Origin of the sequence: Streptomyces sp. CA-142005 (assembly GCF_050942335.1) — a bacterium.
In the GTDB taxonomy this organism is placed as follows: Bacteria; Actinomycetota; Actinomycetes; order Streptomycetales; family Streptomycetaceae; genus Streptomyces.
This window is the reverse complement of the sequence record NZ_CP192078.1, coordinates 9,476,352-9,491,607: the sequence shown is the minus strand read 5'-3', so window position 1 is coordinate 9,491,607 and position 15,256 is coordinate 9,476,352. Positions and strand designations below refer to the sequence as shown.

At 71.8% G+C, this 15,256-nt stretch carries 17 protein-coding genes and 2 pseudogenes; 6 read left to right on the top strand and 13 right to left on the bottom strand.

From position 1 onward, the window contains the following. Positions 1-63: 63 nt before the first annotated feature. Positions 64-204, top strand: a pseudogene (locus ACQPXS_RS43815) (helix-turn-helix domain-containing protein); the annotation flags it as partial. A gap of 43 nt (positions 205-247) precedes the next feature. Here ACQPXS_RS43815 and ACQPXS_RS43810 read toward each other — a convergent pair. From ACQPXS_RS43810 to ACQPXS_RS43760, 11 genes and pseudogenes are all read right to left on the bottom strand, one after another. Further along, positions 248-673, bottom strand: a complete 426-nt coding sequence (locus ACQPXS_RS43810) for a hypothetical protein (protein ID WP_433455038.1) — start codon at positions 671-673, stop codon at positions 248-250. A gap of 2 nt (positions 674-675) precedes the next feature. Beyond that, entirely contained in the window at positions 676-2,322 is a 1,647-nt protein-coding gene (gene ctaD, locus ACQPXS_RS43805) for an aa3-type cytochrome oxidase subunit I (RefSeq protein WP_433456221.1), read from the bottom strand. A gap of 305 nt (positions 2,323-2,627) precedes the next feature. Further along, the gene (locus tag ACQPXS_RS43800; protein ID WP_356312758.1) at positions 2,628-2,978 is read right to left on the bottom strand and encodes an ArsR/SmtB family transcription factor; all 351 of its coding nucleotides are present in this window, start codon (positions 2,976-2,978) and stop codon (positions 2,628-2,630) included. A 201-nt stretch (positions 2,979-3,179) separates the two neighbouring features. Next, positions 3,180-3,593, bottom strand: coding sequence for an anti-sigma factor antagonist (locus ACQPXS_RS43795; protein WP_433455037.1), 414 nt, complete (start codon positions 3,591-3,593; stop codon positions 3,180-3,182). A 49-nt stretch (positions 3,594-3,642) separates the two neighbouring features. Next, positions 3,643-4,068: an ATP-binding protein gene (locus tag ACQPXS_RS43790; RefSeq protein WP_433455036.1), complete on the bottom strand. Its 426-nt coding sequence runs from the start codon at positions 4,066-4,068 to the stop codon at positions 3,643-3,645. Continuing rightward, positions 4,068-4,475, bottom strand: coding sequence for a pyridoxamine 5'-phosphate oxidase family protein (locus ACQPXS_RS43785; protein WP_433455035.1), 408 nt, complete (start codon positions 4,473-4,475; stop codon positions 4,068-4,070). The genes ACQPXS_RS43790 and ACQPXS_RS43785 overlap by 1 nt, the downstream gene beginning before the upstream one ends. Then, entirely contained in the window at positions 4,472-6,220 is a 1,749-nt protein-coding gene (locus ACQPXS_RS43780; protein WP_433455034.1) for a SulP family inorganic anion transporter, read from the bottom strand. The genes ACQPXS_RS43785 and ACQPXS_RS43780 overlap by 4 nt, the downstream gene beginning before the upstream one ends. Further along, positions 6,217-6,558 (bottom strand): ArsR/SmtB family transcription factor, encoded by a 342-nt coding sequence (locus tag ACQPXS_RS43775; RefSeq protein ID WP_356312772.1) that lies wholly within the window; start codon positions 6,556-6,558, stop codon positions 6,217-6,219. Before ACQPXS_RS43775 ends, ACQPXS_RS43780 begins: the two co-directional genes overlap by 4 nt. A 165-nt stretch (positions 6,559-6,723) precedes the next feature. Beyond that, complete coding sequence (locus ACQPXS_RS43770; protein ID WP_433455033.1) at positions 6,724-7,083, bottom strand: zinc ribbon domain-containing protein YjdM; 360 nt, start codon at positions 7,081-7,083, stop codon at positions 6,724-6,726. Next, positions 7,043-7,198: pseudogene (locus tag ACQPXS_RS43765) on the bottom strand (LuxR C-terminal-related transcriptional regulator); the annotation flags it as partial. The pseudogene ACQPXS_RS43765 and the gene ACQPXS_RS43770, both read right to left, overlap by 41 nt. Further along, positions 7,128-7,343 (bottom strand): hypothetical protein, encoded by a 216-nt coding sequence (locus ACQPXS_RS43760; RefSeq protein ID WP_433456285.1) that lies wholly within the window; start codon positions 7,341-7,343, stop codon positions 7,128-7,130. The pseudogene ACQPXS_RS43765 and the gene ACQPXS_RS43760, both read right to left, overlap by 71 nt. 374 nt (positions 7,344-7,717) lie before the next feature. Here ACQPXS_RS43760 and ACQPXS_RS43755 point away from each other — a divergent pair, with 374 nt between their 5' ends. Genes ACQPXS_RS43755 through ACQPXS_RS43735 form a run of 5 tightly spaced genes read left to right on the top strand, consistent with a single transcriptional unit; the run spans position 7,718 to position 14,035 of the window. Then, positions 7,718-9,646, top strand: a complete 1,929-nt coding sequence (locus tag ACQPXS_RS43755) for a maleylacetate reductase and hydroxyquinol 1,2-dioxygenase domain-containing protein (protein WP_433455032.1) — start codon at positions 7,718-7,720, stop codon at positions 9,644-9,646. Between the two features lie 17 nt (positions 9,647-9,663). Beyond that, a complete protein-coding gene (locus ACQPXS_RS43750) occupies positions 9,664-11,436 on the top strand; it encodes an FAD-dependent oxidoreductase (RefSeq protein WP_433455031.1) in 1,773 nt (590 codons plus the stop codon). A 12-nt stretch (positions 11,437-11,448) separates the two neighbouring features. Beyond that, a complete protein-coding gene (locus tag ACQPXS_RS43745) occupies positions 11,449-12,207 on the top strand; it encodes a CoA transferase subunit A (RefSeq protein WP_433455030.1) in 759 nt (252 codons plus the stop codon). Next, entirely contained in the window at positions 12,204-12,848 is a 645-nt protein-coding gene (locus ACQPXS_RS43740) for a CoA transferase subunit B (RefSeq protein WP_390679691.1), read from the top strand. The genes ACQPXS_RS43745 and ACQPXS_RS43740 overlap by 4 nt, the downstream gene beginning before the upstream one ends. Continuing rightward, entirely contained in the window at positions 12,845-14,035 is a 1,191-nt protein-coding gene (locus ACQPXS_RS43735) for a thiolase family protein (RefSeq protein ID WP_433455029.1), read from the top strand. The genes ACQPXS_RS43740 and ACQPXS_RS43735 overlap by 4 nt, the downstream gene beginning before the upstream one ends. A gap of 26 nt (positions 14,036-14,061) precedes the next feature. Here ACQPXS_RS43735 and ACQPXS_RS43730 read toward each other — a convergent pair whose 3' ends face one another. Both ACQPXS_RS43730 and ACQPXS_RS43725 read right to left on the bottom strand, forming a co-directional pair. After that, positions 14,062-14,214, bottom strand: a complete 153-nt coding sequence (locus tag ACQPXS_RS43730; RefSeq protein WP_433456219.1) for a helix-turn-helix domain-containing protein — start codon at positions 14,212-14,214, stop codon at positions 14,062-14,064. Between the two features lie 85 nt (positions 14,215-14,299). After that, positions 14,300-15,169: a helix-turn-helix domain-containing protein gene (locus tag ACQPXS_RS43725; RefSeq protein WP_433455028.1), complete on the bottom strand. Its 870-nt coding sequence runs from the start codon at positions 15,167-15,169 to the stop codon at positions 14,300-14,302. Between the last annotated feature and the right edge of the window lie 87 nt (positions 15,170-15,256).

The following is a 15,256-nucleotide window of genomic DNA, read 5'->3' as shown; positions in this document are numbered from 1 at the left end:
GCGTGACGGGCGAGTTCGTCGCGTCGGGCCGGATGGGCTCTGGTGACCTCCTCGACGAGCCCGCTGACCAACCGTGACATCGCGGCCCGCCTGTACCTCTCACCCCGCACCGTCGGCTACCACCTGCACAAGATCTTCCCCAAGCTGGGCATCCGCGCCAGGGCCCAACTCCGCGACGCCCTCTCGCAGGAGCCGCCCCAGTGACGGGATGCCGGGCGAACGCGCGTACGTCCGTACGGTGCCCTGGCTACCCGAGCACCCCGACGGCAGCCGCCGCCACGGCGACGACCAGACCCGAGGTGATGAGCACGACGACCGCCTTCCGGGCGCGTTCGGTGTCGACTGGTCGCCGTTCCACGCGCAACTCCGCCCAGTGGTGCGCTGCCTCACGCGTCTCACGGCGGCGCTGCACGGCCGCCCCGGCCCGGAACCCCAGCGTGACGGCGGCGCCGGCCACGGCCGCGGCGGAGGGTGTCCACCACGCTTCGCAGACGAGCAGGAGTACGGCGACCAGCCCTGCCGTGGTCCAGCCGCTGAGGCAGGCCGCGGCGGCCCGGCGGTGGGAGAGGGGCCGGTCGGCCCCCGCGCGCAGGTCCGCGAGCGCCGGCAGGTACCAGACGCACCCGGCCGCGGTCACCGTGGCGGCCCCCAGGGCGAGGACGGCTCGGGTCATGTCTACTTCGCCGCCTCGAGCGCCGCGATCTCCGGATGGTGCAGGTCGAAGGCCGGGGACTCGCTGCGGATACGGGGCAGCGAGACGAAGTTGTGGCGCGGCGGCGGGCAGGAGGTCGCCCACTCCAGTGAACGGCCGTAGCCCCAGGGGTCGTCGGCCTCGACCGGCTCGCCGTACTTCGCGGTCTTCCAGACGTTGTAGAAGAACGGCAGGATCGACAGGCCGAGCAGGAACGAACCGATCGTCGAAACGGTGTTGAGAGCGGTGAAGCCGTCGGCCGCCAGGTAGTCGGCGTAGCGGCGGGGCATGCCCTCGGCGCCCAGCCAGTGCTGGACCAGGAACGTGGTGTGGAACCCGACCGTGAGCGTCCAGAACGTGATCTTGCCCAGGCGTTCGTCGAGCATCTTGCCGGTGAACTTGGGCCACCAGAAGTGGAATCCGGCGAACATCGCGTACACGACCGTACCGAACACCGTGTAGTGGAAGTGTGCGACGACGAAGTACGAGTCGGAGAGGTGGAAGTCCATCGGCGGCGAGGCCAGGATCACTCCGGTCAGTCCGCCGAAGAGGAAGGTGACCAGGAAACCCGTCGTCCACAGCATCGGTGTCTCGAAGGACAGCGAGCCCTTCCACATCGTGCCGATCCAGTTGAAGAACTTCACCCCTGTCGGCACCGCGATCAGGAAGGTCATGAAGGAGAAGAACGGCAGCAGGACGCCGCCGGTGACGTACATGTGGTGCGCCCACACCGTCACCGACAGGCCCGCGATGGCGATCGTCGCCGCGATCAGTCCCATGTAGCCGAACATCGGCTTGCGGGCGAAGACCGGGATGACCTCGGAGACGATGCCGAAGAACGGCAGCGCCAGGATGTACACCTCGGGATGGCCGAAGAACCAGAAGAGGTGCTGCCACAGCAGGGCCCCGCCGTTGGCCGCGTCGAAGACGTGGGCGCCGAACTTGCGGTCCATCTCCAAGGCGAACAGGGCGGCCGCCAGGACCGGGAAGACGATCAGGACCAGCACCGCGGTCAGCAGCACGTTCCAGGTGAAGATCGGCATCCGGAACATGGTCATGCCCGGCGCCCGCATGCAGACGATCGTGGTGATGAAGTTGACCGCGCCCAGGATCGAGCCGAAGCCGGACAGCGCCACACCCATGATCCACAGGTCGGCGCCGAGGCCCGGCGAGTGGACGGCGTCGGACAGCGGGGCGTACAGGAACCAGCCGAAGTCGGCGGCGCCTCCCGGGGTCAGGAAGCCGAAGGCCGCGATCGACGAACCGAACAGGAAGAGCCAGTAGGCCAGCATGTTCAGCCGCGGGAACGCCACGTCGGGCGCGCCGATCTGCAGCGGCATGATCCAGTTGGCGAAGCCGGTGAACAGCGGCATCGCGAACATCAGCAGCATGATCGAGCCGTGCATGGTGAAGGCCTGGTTGAACTGCTCGTTCGACATGATCTGCAGACCCGGCCGGGCCAGCTCGGCGCGCATCAGCAGGGCCATCACACCGCCGACGATGAAGAAGGCGAACGCGGTGACCAGGTACATCGTCCCGATCTTCTTGTGGTCGGTGGTCGTCAGCCACTCCGCCCACGACGGCCGTCCGCTCGCCGCCTGTTCCGTCCGCCCGGCCGTCCCGACGGCCACGGCGACCGCCGCCGCGCCCCTCGGCCGTGCCGACTTCACCTGCTGTACCTGCGTCTCGTCCACCGGACGACGTCCTCCCCTGCTGTCACGGAAAACCGCGAACCGGGAAGGGTCCACTGGTGCGGATATGCGGGGTGGAGCCGGCCTTCCCGGCCGCCGCCTCATGATCGTCGGAGGCGTACCGGGGCCGGATAGGGCCGAACAGCCCCGGATCGGTCAACGCAGGGGGCCCAATGGCCCTCTTCGGGAGCCGCCGGGCCGCCGCGGCCGGCGGCCACCCGTGCCGCCCATTGCGGTGGCCGTCGCTACGACCGCGGCTCACCCTGTGACTGGGCGGCCTTCAGGTCGGCGAGCAGTTCTGCCTGACCGGCCAGCACACCGGAGAGGATGGTGCGGGCGACCCGGAGAAGCTCGGCGACGTGGGGGCTGGTCAGGGAGTAGTACACCGCCGAGCCCTCCTTCCGCGTCTTGACCAGGTTCGCGCGCCGCAGGACGGCCAACTGCTGGGACAGGTGCGCGGGCTCGATGCCCACCTCGGGCAGCATCTCGGCGACCGCGTGCTCGCGCTCGCTCAGCAACTCCAGGACTCGGATGCGGGCCGGGTGACCGAGCGTCTTGAAGAACTCGGCCTTCAGTTGGTACAGCGGCGTACTCATCAAGCCGTCTCCTTGTCGACACCACAGTACGGCCCCGCCGGCCGGGCCCCGGCGCATCGCATCCACCCACTCGTCACACACATGCGGCCCATCCTCGCCTGCGGAACCGGCCGGACCCAACCCGCCCACCGAGGAACCGAGCCGCCGAACCACACCAGCGACCGCTGGCGGCGCAGACATGACGTGATCCCGGGGCTCGGGTCACTCCCCCAGTCGATCCCCCGGCGGCCAGCCCGTCGTACGCCACTCATGGCGCCCGTCCACCCGCTCAGCGGACTCCGCTCCGTGCGCGGCGAGTGCCGTGGCCAGGTCCGCGTGAACCGGGATGGGCGGGCAGTCCCCGTCCGGGACGAGGGATCCGTCGGCGGGGATGGCGGCCAGTTCCAGGCCCCGGCCCGCCTCCGCGAGGCGGCGGGCGGCATCGGTGATGGCCAGTTGGCCCTCGGCCGACCAGCCGCGCAGCCGGGTCAGGTCGACGATGACCGGGCCGGTACCGCGGGCGACGGCCCAGCCGATGGCGCCGTTGAAGCGCCGTACGGTATCCGGGCTCAGGCATCCGGCGACGGACAGGATGCCGCGGTGCTCCTCGGCCGTGTACCGCCAGTCGATGGTCATTGAGTGGTCAACTTCCTTGTGTAGGTGGCCGGTCGGGCGCTCGCAGGGATCAGAGAGGCAGGGTGATCCATATGCTCTTGCCTCCGCCGTCGGCGTCCCTGCGGACGACCGCGGTGCCGCTCAGGCCGGTGACGAGTTCCATGACCGTGGCGAGACCGCCCCTACGCCCGCTCGGCACGGATCCGTACAGCCGCGGCTGGTAGGGATGGCGGTCGTGGACGGCGAAGGCCAGGCAGTCCCTGCCCGCCGCGTAGATCACCGTGAGCTGCGGTGAGAGGGCGGCCGCGTGCCGGACGCCGTTGGTGACGAGTTCGCTGAGGATCAGCAGGGCCGGGTCCACCGCGGGGTGTCGTAGTCCGATTCCCCACTCCACCAGGGCCAGCTCCGCGGTCTGACGGGCCAGCCGGACAGCGGACGGTTCGCTGGGCACCGTGAGTACGTGCCGGTACGGCAGGACTTCCAGCTGCGTCGACATCAGACCTCCGCGCGGTCCAGACGGAACCCGGTGACGGTTTTGGGGTGGATGCGCAGGACCGTGTCGTGCGGACCGTGGACCCAGCCGGCCAGCGTGCGCCGGTAGTGGGCGATCTCGTCGCGATCCGCGATCACCTCGGTGGGGCCGGCGACGGTCACGGTCCAGCCCGTACCGGTCGCTTCCTGGATCTCGTCCACGTGGTACGTCGCGGTGGGGGGCACCGTCGTGCTCGGGGCAGGGGTCCGTACGACCAGCCGGCCGTACTGGAACACGTGCCGGGCCGGGCGGACGACGGTCTGCTCCCGCAGTACGTACACCAGGCGTCCCAGGCTGCCGCCCTCCAGCAGCCACAACGCCTCGGCGCCGGACAGTTCGAGCATGCGCAGCGGGGCGGGAGACGTGCTCATCGGACGGCTTCCTCGGACTTGGGGCCGGACTTGGGGCCGGGCGTGCGACCGGTCCCGGGAGCGGGGATGGCGGGCAGGACTCCGGCGTTCTCCAGGTGGTCGCGGGCGGCACGGATCGCCTCGGGTGTGGTGGCGTACTCCCCGCCCTCGTCGCGCAGCAGCTGCAGTGCGCCGACGGAGTCGAGGACCTGCCGCTGGCCGGGGCGAATGCCGGAGGCGAGGACGAGGATGCCGCGCCGGTTCAGCTTCTCGACCGCGTCCTTGAGGACCAACGCGCCGGTCGCGTCCATGGTCGACACGCGGGACATGCGCAGGATCACCACCCGGACGTCCGCCACTTCGGTGAGCTCCAGCAGGAAGCGGTGGGCGGCGGCGAAGAACAGCGGCCCGTCGATGCGGTAGGCGACGATGTGCTCGGCGAGCAGGGCGTGTTCCTCGGCACTGTGGTCGCCCTGGTCCAGCGGCACCTGGTCGAGGCGGGCCTGTTTGGCCACGGCACGCAGGGCGAGGGCGCCCGCGACGACCAGGCCGATGATCACGGCGTAGACGAGGTCCAGGGCGAGCGTCGCGACGGCGGTCAGCACGAGTATCACCGCGTCCGAGCGGGTCGCCTTCGCCATCGCCCGCAGTGAGCCGACCTCCACCATGCGGATGGCCGTGGCCAGCAGGACACCGGCGAGGGCGGCGAGAGGGATCTTCGACACGAGGGGCGCGGCCGCGAACACGATCACGGCGAGGACGGCGGCGTGGGTGAGCGCGGCGAGCCGGGAGCTCGCGCCGGTGCGGACGTTGACGGCGGTGCGGGCGATCGCGCCGGTCGCCGGGACGCCGCCGAACAGCGGGGCGGCGATGTTGGCCAGGCCCTGGCCGAACAGCTCGCGGTCCGGGTCGTGCTTCTGGCCCACGGTCATGCCGTCGGCGACCGATGCCGACAGCAGCGACTCCAGCGCGGCCAGGGCCGCGACCGCGACGGCCGGGGCCAGCAGGGTGCCGAGGGACCCCACGTCGAGGAAGGACAGCGACGGCACGGGCAGCCCCGCGGGCAGCGCGCCGATCGGTTGCGCCGCGTCCAGCCCGGCCGCCTGGGCCACGATCGTCGCGGCGATCACCGCGACGATGGAGAAGGGGACCGTCGGCCGCCACCGGACGCCCGCCAGCATGACCGCGGCCACGCCGACCGTGAAGGCGAGGGCGGTCCAGTCGGGGGCCTTCGCGAACTCCTCGACCGCCCGCCAGGTGACGACCAGGACGCGGTCGCCGTCCGGCTTGGGCACGCCCAGGGCGTTCGGGATCTGCTGGAGTCCGATCACGCAGGCGATGCCGAGCGTGAAGCCCTCGACGACGGGCGCAGGCACGTACTGCATGTACTTGCCGGCGCGCAGCGCGGCGAGCGCGACCAGCATCACGCCGGCCATCACGCCGACGGTGAGCACGCCGGTCGGGCCGTACCTGCCGACGATCGGCACGAGTACGACCGTCATCGCGCCGGTCGGCCCCGACACCTGCAGGTTCGAACCGCCGAAGACGGCGGCGAGCGCACCGGCGACCACCGCGGTCGCCAGTCCCGCCTCCGCGCCCAGCCCGGAGGAGACACCGAATCCGAGCGCGAGTGGCAGCGCCACGATCGCCACGGTCAGTCCGGCCAGCAGGTCCCGGCGCGGGTCGCGCCGTATCTGGTCGAGATCGGCGCCGGCGGGCAGCAGCGAGCGGATACGGGCCCGGGCCCGGTTGATCCCGGAGGTCATCGCGCGGTGCCCTGCGCTTCCCGGAGCTCGGCCAGCAGTTCGTTCCGCCCTGCCAGCATCTCCGTCAGGATCCGGCGGGCGGCCTTCATCAGGTCCGCGACGTCTCCGCCGGCCAGCTCGTAGACGACCGTGGAGCCCTCCCGGGTGGAGGTGACGATGCCGGAGCGGCGCAGTACCGCCAGCTGCTGCGACAGGGCGGACGGCTCCACCTCTATCTCGGCGAGCAGGTCCCGCACCGGCTTCGGCCCGTCCTGCAGGAGCTCCAGCACCCGGATGCGCACGGGGTGACCGAGCATGCGGAAAAACTCGGCCTTGGCCTGGTACAGCGGAACGGACACGGCCCCTCGGCTTCCCCTCGTGGCCCCCACCCGGGGGCGGACGCGAACGGCTGTGCCCGCGGCTACCTGCGGGCACAGCCAACTCAGCATCTAACCAATTGCGAAATTTTGCAATTCCGCAGCAAGCTGCCCCGATGCCGCCCTGCTCCGGCAGGGCGGGAGCGCTCAGGCCTTCTTGACCACGCCGGACTTGAGCTGCATCGCCCCGAAGCCCTCGATCCTGCAGTCGATGTCGTGCCCGTCCACCCCGTCGACCAGCCGGATGTTGCGGACCTTCGTTCCGGCCTTGATCCCCGAGGGGCTCCCCTTCACCTTGAGCGCCTTCACGACGACCACGGAGTCGCCGTCCTGCAGCACATTGCCGACGGAGTCCCTGACGACCCGCTCCCCGGCGGCGTCCCCGCCTTCTGTCCCGCTCTCCGCGGGAACCCATTCGTGGCCGCACTCCGGGCAGACCACAAGGGAGTTCATCTCATAGGTGTACTCACAGGAGCATTTCGGACAGGGAGGAAGGTTCTCGTTCATCCGGCCAGCGTATCGGGCTCCGAGTGGCGATGACCGCGGCCCGGCTACGGCTTTCCATGCCGAGCCTGGCCAGGAGGCGGGAGATGTGGTTCTGCACCGTCTTCTCGGCCAGGTAGCAGGCACTGGCCGGAGGGCACGGTGCGGACGGCCGAGATGATGTCCGGGTCGTCGTCCAGCAGGTCGCGCACCCCGCGCCGCACCACCTCGTGGTCGTCCAGCAGGAAGACCCGGATCTGGCTGCCCTGCTCGCCGTCCGCCATCGGTTGCCGCTCGTTTCCGCGTTCCGTGCCGATGTCCGCTCGTGGCCGTATCGGCGTGCCCGCCGCGATCTTCCCCTCGCCGGGGCGCAGGGCCAGGGCCGTTCGGGCCTCTTTGCCGCACCGTCTCCCGCAGGCCCGGGACCGCGCCGCCGCGGTCTGCCCGGGCGGCGAAGGCCGCGCGGCCCGGTTCCGGGGGGCCAGACAGCCTTGGGCCGCCCGTGCCGATCCCGGCGGTCCGAGGCCGTTTCCCGACGCGCACGCGTGTTTCGTGCAGGGGAGCGCGCGGATCGTGCAGGAGTTAACGCGGATGTCATTCGCATACTCGGTGGCTCAAGGAACCGACGGGACCGGATGACACGCGGAGGCAGAGTTCCATGCGGACGTTCGTCTACACATCCCACCCGGCGCGGGTGGTCTTCGGTGCCGGCACGGTCGGCCGGCTCGGCGAGGAGGTCGAGCGGCTCGGCTGCTCCCGGGTGCTGCTGCTGTCCAGCGGACCCCTCGCGGCGGCCTCCGCGCGGGTCCGCCAGGCGCTCGGCGGCCTCCTGGCGGCGGAGTTCGACCGCGCGGCCATGCACACCCCGGTCGAGGTGACCGAGCAGGCGCTCGACGTGCTCAGGGAGGCCTCCGTGGACGGCATCGTCGCTGTCGGAGGCGGTTCCACGACGGGCCTGTCCAAGGCGCTGGCCCTGCGCACCGGACTGCCGCAGCTGATCCTGCCGACCACGTACGCCGGCTCCGAGGTCACCCCCGTCCTCGGTGAGACGCGGGACGGTCGCAAGGTCACCCGGTCGTCTCCGGACATCCTGCCCGAGACCGTCGTCTACGACGTCGACTTCACCCTCACCCTGCCGCTGTCCCTGACCGTCACAAGCGGCGTCAACGCGCTCGCCCACGCCGTCGAGGCGCTGTACTCCGCCGACGCGAACCCGGTCACCGACCAGCAGGCCCTCGACGCGATCTCCCGCATCGCCCGGGCGCTGCCCCGCCTCGCCGCGGACCCGGCCGACGTGGAGGCCCGCGCCGATCTGCTGCACGCGGCCTGGCTCGCCGGGACCTGCCTCGCCACCGTGGGCATGGGCCTGCACCACAAGCTGTGCCACACCCTCGGCGGCAGCTTCGATCTGCCGCACGCCGAGACGCACACCGTCGTCCTGCCGCACGCCATGGCCTACAACGCGCCCGCGGTCCCCGATGTGATGCGCCGTATCGCCGACGCCCTGGGCGTGTCCGACGCGCCCACCGGCGTGTACGACCTGGTCGCCTCTCTCGGCGGCCCCACGTCGCTGCGTGACCTCGGGATGCCGGAGTCCGGCCTTCCCCGCGCGGCCGAACTGGCCACCTCCACGCCGTACCCGAACCCGCGTGAGCTGACCACCGGAGGCATCGCGGAGCTGCTGGCCGGCGCCTGGCACGGACGCCGCCCCGAAGCTCCCCCCGCCCCGCAGACGCAGCTGGCCCGCCTCACCGAGCAGGTCGTGTCCAGCTTCGCGCAGGCCCCCGATCCCCGCGTCCGCACCCTGCTGAGCGACCTCGTCCGGCATCTGCACACCTTCGTCGCCGTCAACGACGTCACCGATGCCGAGTGGCAGTACGCCATCGACTTCCTCACCCGCACCGGCGAAAGCTGCAGCCCGACCCGTCAGGAGTTCGTGCTGCTGTCGGACACGCTCGGCGTCTCCAGCGCCGTGGATCTGCTCACCAACTCCCGTACACCGCACACCACTCCGTCCGCGGTGCTCGGCCCCTTCTACGTGGAGGGCCCGCCCGAGACCCCGCACGGCGGCGACATCTCCGGTGGGCTGCCCGGCACCCCGCTCTGGGTGGACGTCCGGGTCACGGACACCGGCGGTGAGCCGGTCGGGGAGGCGGTCGTGGACGTGTGGCAGTCCAACGAGGACGGCTTCTACGACGTCCAACTCCCGGAACTGGAAGGGCCGGTGCTGCGCGGCCGGCTGCGCACCGACGCCGAGGGACGCATCACGTTCTGGTCCATCCTGCCCTCGGAGTACCCGATCCCCCAGGACGGGCCGGTCGGGCAGATGCTCAAGGCGACCGGACGCCACCCCTTCCGGGCGCCCCACCTCCACTTCATGTTCGACGCGCCCGGCCACCGCCGGCTCGTCACGCAGCTGTTCGTGTCGGGCGGCGCCTACCTGGACAGCGACACCGTCTTCGGCGTCAAGGACGAGCTCGTCGTCGACTTCACGCCGCAGACCGGCCCCACCCCCGACGGCCGCGCGGTCGACGGCGAGTGGCGCCGGCTCGAATACACCTTCCGTCTCGCCCCCCTGGCCGGATGACCGAGGAGCGCCCGCCCATGTCCATCACCGACACGCACGACACGTACGACACCGACGTCCTCGTCGTCGGCAGCGGCCCCGCCGGCGGCTCGGCCGCGCTGCTGCTGGCCACCTACGGCATCCGCACCCTGCTGGTGACGAAGTACGGCTGGCTGGCCAACACGCCGCGGGCGCACATCACCAACCAGCGCACCATGGAGGTCCTGCGCGACCTCGGGGTGGAGTCCGAGGCGGCGGCCGCCGGCAGCCCGTCCCACCTCATGGGCGACACGGTGCTGTGCACCGCGCTGACCGGGCAGGAGATCGGCCGCATCCGCAGCTGGGGCACGGGACCCGCGTCGGCCACCGAGTACGCCTCGACCAGCCCCTGCGAGATGATCGACCTGCCGCAGACCTACCTGGAGCCGATCCTGGTGAACAACGCGGCGGCCCGCGGTGCCAAGGTGCGCTTCGACACCGAGTTCCTCGGCTTCACCCAGGACGAGGACGGCGTCACCGCGCTGCTGCGCGACCGAGTCCGCGGCGACGAGTTCACCGTACGGGCCCGTTATCTGATCGGCGCGGACGGCGGGCGGAGCACGGTCGCCGAGCAGCTCGGCCTCCCCTTCGACGGCCGTATGGCCAAGGCCGGCAGCATGAACATCGTCTTCAAGGCCGACCTCACCCGGTACTGCGCCCACCGGCCGAGCGTCCTGTACTGGGTGCTGCAGCCCGGGGCGGAGACCGGCGGGATCGGCATGGGCCTGGTCCGTATGGTCCGTCCGTGGAACGAGTGGCTGCTGGTGTGGGGGTACGACATCGAGCAGCCGCCGCCGGAGGTGGACGAGGAGTCGGCCCGGCGGATCGTGCGCGACCTGGTCGGTGACCCCGACCTGCCGGTGGAGATCACCTCCACCTCGCTGTGGACCGTCAACCACGCCTACGCCACGGAGTACGCCTCCGGGAGGGTCTTCTGCGCGGGCGACGCGGTGCACCGTCATCCGCCGTCCAACGGCCTCGGCTCCAACACCTCCATCCAGGACTCGTACAACCTCGCCTGGAAACTCGCGATGGTGGTCCGCGGCGAGGCCGGACCCGAGCTGCTCGACAGCTACTCCGCCGAACGGGCTCCCGTCGGACGGCAGATCGTCGAGCGGGCCAACCTCAGCCGGGACCAGTTCGGCCCGATCTTCGACGTGCTGGGCATCGGTGGTGGCGGCGACCACGCGGCCATCGCCGAGGGGCTCGCGGCGATCGGCGCGCCCACGCCCGAGGGTGCCAAGAAGCGGCGTCTGCTCGAAGAGGCGATCCAGCTGAAGAACTACGAGTTCAACGCGCACGGCGTCGAGATGAACCAGCGCTATGTCTCCGCAGCCGTGCTTCCCGACGACGGTCTCACCGAAGTCTGGGAGCGCGACCGGGAGTTGACGGCCCGGCCGACCACCCGTCCCGGCGCGAAACTGCCGCACGCGTGGCTCGTCGACGGCCAGGGCGAGCGGCTGTCCACGCTGGACGTCGTCGGCGGCGGCGCCTTCACCGTGCTGACCGGCCTGTCGGGCGGCGTCTGGGAGGCGGCCGCGACCGCGTGCCGGGCGGACCTCGGGATCCCGCTGCGGGTGGTGCGCATCGGGGACGACAACTCCCGTGATGCGTACGGCGAATGGGGCCGCGTCGGCGAGATCGCCGAGGACGGCGTGCTGCTGGTGCGCCCGGACGGCTACGTCGCCTGGCGGCGCACCACCGCCCCCGAGAGCGCGCGGTCGGCCCAGGACGAACTGCTCGGCGCGCTGCGCCGGGTGCTGGCCCGGTAGGAGCGGAACGGCATGGACAAGGTGATGGCCACGGCCGCCGAGGCCCTGGCGGACGTGACGGACGGACGGTCGTTCGCCGTCGGCGGCTTCGGGCTGAGCGGCGTCCCCGAGGTGCTCATCGGCGCCCTGTACGAGAGCGGGGCGAGCGGCCTGACGGTCGTGTCGAACAACTGCGGCGTCGACGGCCGCGGCCTCGGCGTCCTGCTGGCCGCCGGCCGCATCGCCCGGGTCACGGGCTCGTACATCGGCGAGAACAAGGAGTTCGCCCGCCAGTACCTCGCGGGCGAGCTGGAGGTCGAACTCACGCCGCAGGGCACGCTCGCCGAGCGGCTGCGCGCGGGCGGCGCGGGCATCCCGGCCTTCTACACCCCGGCCGGCGTCGGCACCCAGGTCGCCGAGGGCGGACTGCCGTGGCGCTACGCACCGGACGGTTCGGTCGCCGTGGCCTCGCCGCCCAAGGAGGCGCGGACCTTCGACGGCGTGGACCACATCCTGGAACACGCCATCACCACGGACTACGCGCTGGTCAGGGCGGCGCGCGGGGACCGCCACGGCAACCTCGTCTTCCGGCGCGCGGCCCGCAACTTCAACCCCCTCGCCGCCATGGCCGGGCGCATCACCGTCGCCGAGGTGGAGGAGCTGGTCGAGCCGGGCGTGCTCGGCCCCGACGAGATCCATCTGCCGGGGGTGTTCGTGCAGCGTGTCGTGGCGCTGAGCCCCGAGCAGGCGGCCGACAAGGGAATCGAGAAGAGGACGGTGCGCGAGCGATGAGCTGGAGCAGGGACGAGATGGCGGCGCGCGCCGCGAGCGAGCTACGGGACGGCGACTACGTGAACCTGGGCATCGGACTGCCCACGCGTGTGGCCGACTTCCTGCCACCGGGCGTGGATGTCGTCCTGCACTCGGAGAACGGGCTGCTCGGCGTCGGGCCGTACCCGTCGCCCGACGAGGTCGACGCCGACCTCATCAACGCGGGCAAGGAGACGGTGACCGTACGGCCGGGGGCGTCCTTCTTCGACTCCTCGCTCTCCTTCGGCATGATCCGCGGCGGCCACATCGACACCGCCATCCTGGGCGCGCTGCAGGTCTCGGTCCGCGGCGACCTCGCCAACTGGGCGGTCCCCGGAAAGATGATCAAGGGGATGGGCGGTGCGATGGACCTCGTGCACGGCGCCGGCCGGGTCGTGGTGCTCATGGAGCACCTGACGAAGGACGGCAACTCCAAGATCGTCCAGGAGTGCACGCTGCCGCTGACCGGCCGCGCCTGCGTGGACCGGATCATCACCGACCTGTGCGTCCTCGACGTCACGCCCGACGGGCTCGAACTCGCCGAGACGGCACCGGGAGTGACGGCTGATCAGGTCGCCACTCTTACGCCCTTCCTCGTCAGTCCTGTTGGGAGCGACCGATGATCGAGCGACCGCGTGACGTGTACGTCGTCGACGCCGTCCGTACCCCGTTCGGCCGCTACGGCGGTGCCCTGGCGGGCGTGCGCCCTGACGACCTGGCCGCCGGTGTGCTGCGCGCCCTGGTCGGCCGCAGCCCCGGCCTGGACCCCGCGCGGATCGACGACGTGCTGCTCGGCAACGCCAACGGCGCGGGCGAGGACAACCGCGATGTGGCCCGCATGGCCGTCCTGCTCGCCGGGCTCCCGGTCAGCGTGCCCGGCGCCACGGTCAACCGGCTGTGCGGATCCGGAATGGAGGCCGTCATCCAGGCGGCCCGCGCCATCGCGCTCGGCGACGCGTCGATCGCGGTGGCGGGCGGTGTGGAGTCCATGAGCCGCGCGCCCTGGGTGCTGCCGAAGCCGGAGCGGGCCTTCCCGGCGAAGGACCAGCAGCTGTACTCGACTACGCTCGGCTGGCGGATGGTGAACCCGCGGATGCCGGCGCAGTGGACGATCCCGCTCGGCGAGAGCGCGGAGCTCGTCGGCGCCAAGTACGCCGTCACCCGGGACGCACAGGACGCGTTCGCCCTGGCCAGCCACCGCAACGCGGCCCGCGCCTGGCGCGAGGGCCAGTACGCGGGAGAGGTCGTCCCCGTCGAGGGCGTGGACCTGCCCCGCGACGAGGGCATCCGGGACGACACCTCCCTGGAGGCGCTCGCCCGGCTCAGGCCGGCCTTCGTCGCGGACGGCACGATCACGGCGGGCAACGCCTCGCCGCTCAACGACGGGGCGGCCGCGCTGCTGCTCGCCGACGAGGACGGGCTCGCGGCGATCGGGCGCGAGCCGCTGGCCCGGGTCCGGGCGGCGGCGGTGACGGGCATCGAGCCGCACTACTTCGGGCTCGGACCGGTCGACGCCATCCGCAAGGTGCTCGCCAAGGCGGCGGTCGCTCCCGGCGATCTGCACACGATCGAGCTGAACGAGGCCTACGCGGCCCAGGCGCTGGCCTGCCTGGCCGCGCTGCCGGAACTCGACCCCGAGGTGGTCAACCCGCGCGGCGGCGCCATCGCCATCGGCCACCCGCTGGGCGCGTCGGGCGCCCGTATCACCGGAGCGGTCGCGCACCAGCTGGCCGCAGCGGGCACCGGCACGGGCCTGGCGGCACTGTGCATCGGGGTGGGCCAGGCGTTGGCCCTGGTACTGGAGCGCTGAGGCGAGGCCGCGAAGGGGGCCCGCCCTCAGCCGGACCGGCGCAGCGCCGCCGGGGTGGTGCCCAGCCGGGCCCGCATCACCCGGGTCAGGTGCTCCTGATGGGAGAAACCACAGGCGGCGGCCACCTCCGCAATCGGCACGGAGGTGCTGCGCAACAGCCGGCACGCGGCCTGGCGCAGCCTGAGCAGGAACTGGTGGCCGGGGTGGGCAGGCGCCGACCCTGGTACTGGAGCGCTGAGGCGAGGCCGCGAAGGGGGCCCGCCCTCAGCCGGACCGGCGCAGCGCCGCCGGGGTGGTGCCCAGCCGGGCCCGCATCACCCGGGTCAGGTGCTCCTGATGGGAGAAACCACAGGCGGCGGCCACCTCCGCAATCGGCACGGAGGTGCTGCGCAACAGCCGGCACGCGGCCTCCAGGCGCAGCCTGAGCAGGAACTGGTGGGGCGACTGGCCGGTGCTCACGCGGAACCTCCGGGTGAACTGGCTCGGGCTCAGCGAGGCGGAGGCGGCGAGGTCGGCGATCGGCAGCGGTTCGGCCAGGCGCTCGTCCATGAGGTCACGGACGGCGGCGAGCTGCCGGTCGGACAGCCCGGACCGGTCGGGGGGAGGTGCGTCCGCGCGGACACCGTGGCGGCGTACGAGCTGCGCGGCGAGCATCCCGGTCAGCTGATCGGTGTACGTGCGGGCCGACGGCTCCCAGGAGCGGACCGTGTTCTCCAGCGCGAGCATGAGCTGTTCGGCGAGTGGGTCGCTGGTCCCGAGCTCCTCGGTCAGTTCCACGGGCCGCCCGCCGTTCGCGTCGCGCAGGGCGTCGTCCGTGAGGTAGGCGTGGATCGTGTCCAGTCGCCCGCCGAGTTCGACGGCGAGACTCCGGCCGGCCGGCTGCAAGAAGAGTCCACCGGCCGGGATCGCCCGCGACCGCCTTTCCGCCCCTTGCCCCCGCCGTACCGTGACGGGGCCACTGAGGTGCAGGATCAGCAGGTGGGTGGGGGCCGGATCGAAGGCCGCGCGGTAGGGTTGCTCCCGCTGCGCGGAGAGATACAGCCGGTCCCATCCAAGCCCTGAGCTGCTGTGTCGTGTCCGCACGCCGGGCTGCCGCAGGATGCCGACCGTGTCGGCAAGGCCTAGTTCCGTCATGGTGCGACCTCCTCACGGCACCCATGTGGTTGAAGGGTAAACCAGGAGCCGGTCATCGAGAAGCGTTCCGATCGCGCGGGTGAAGTC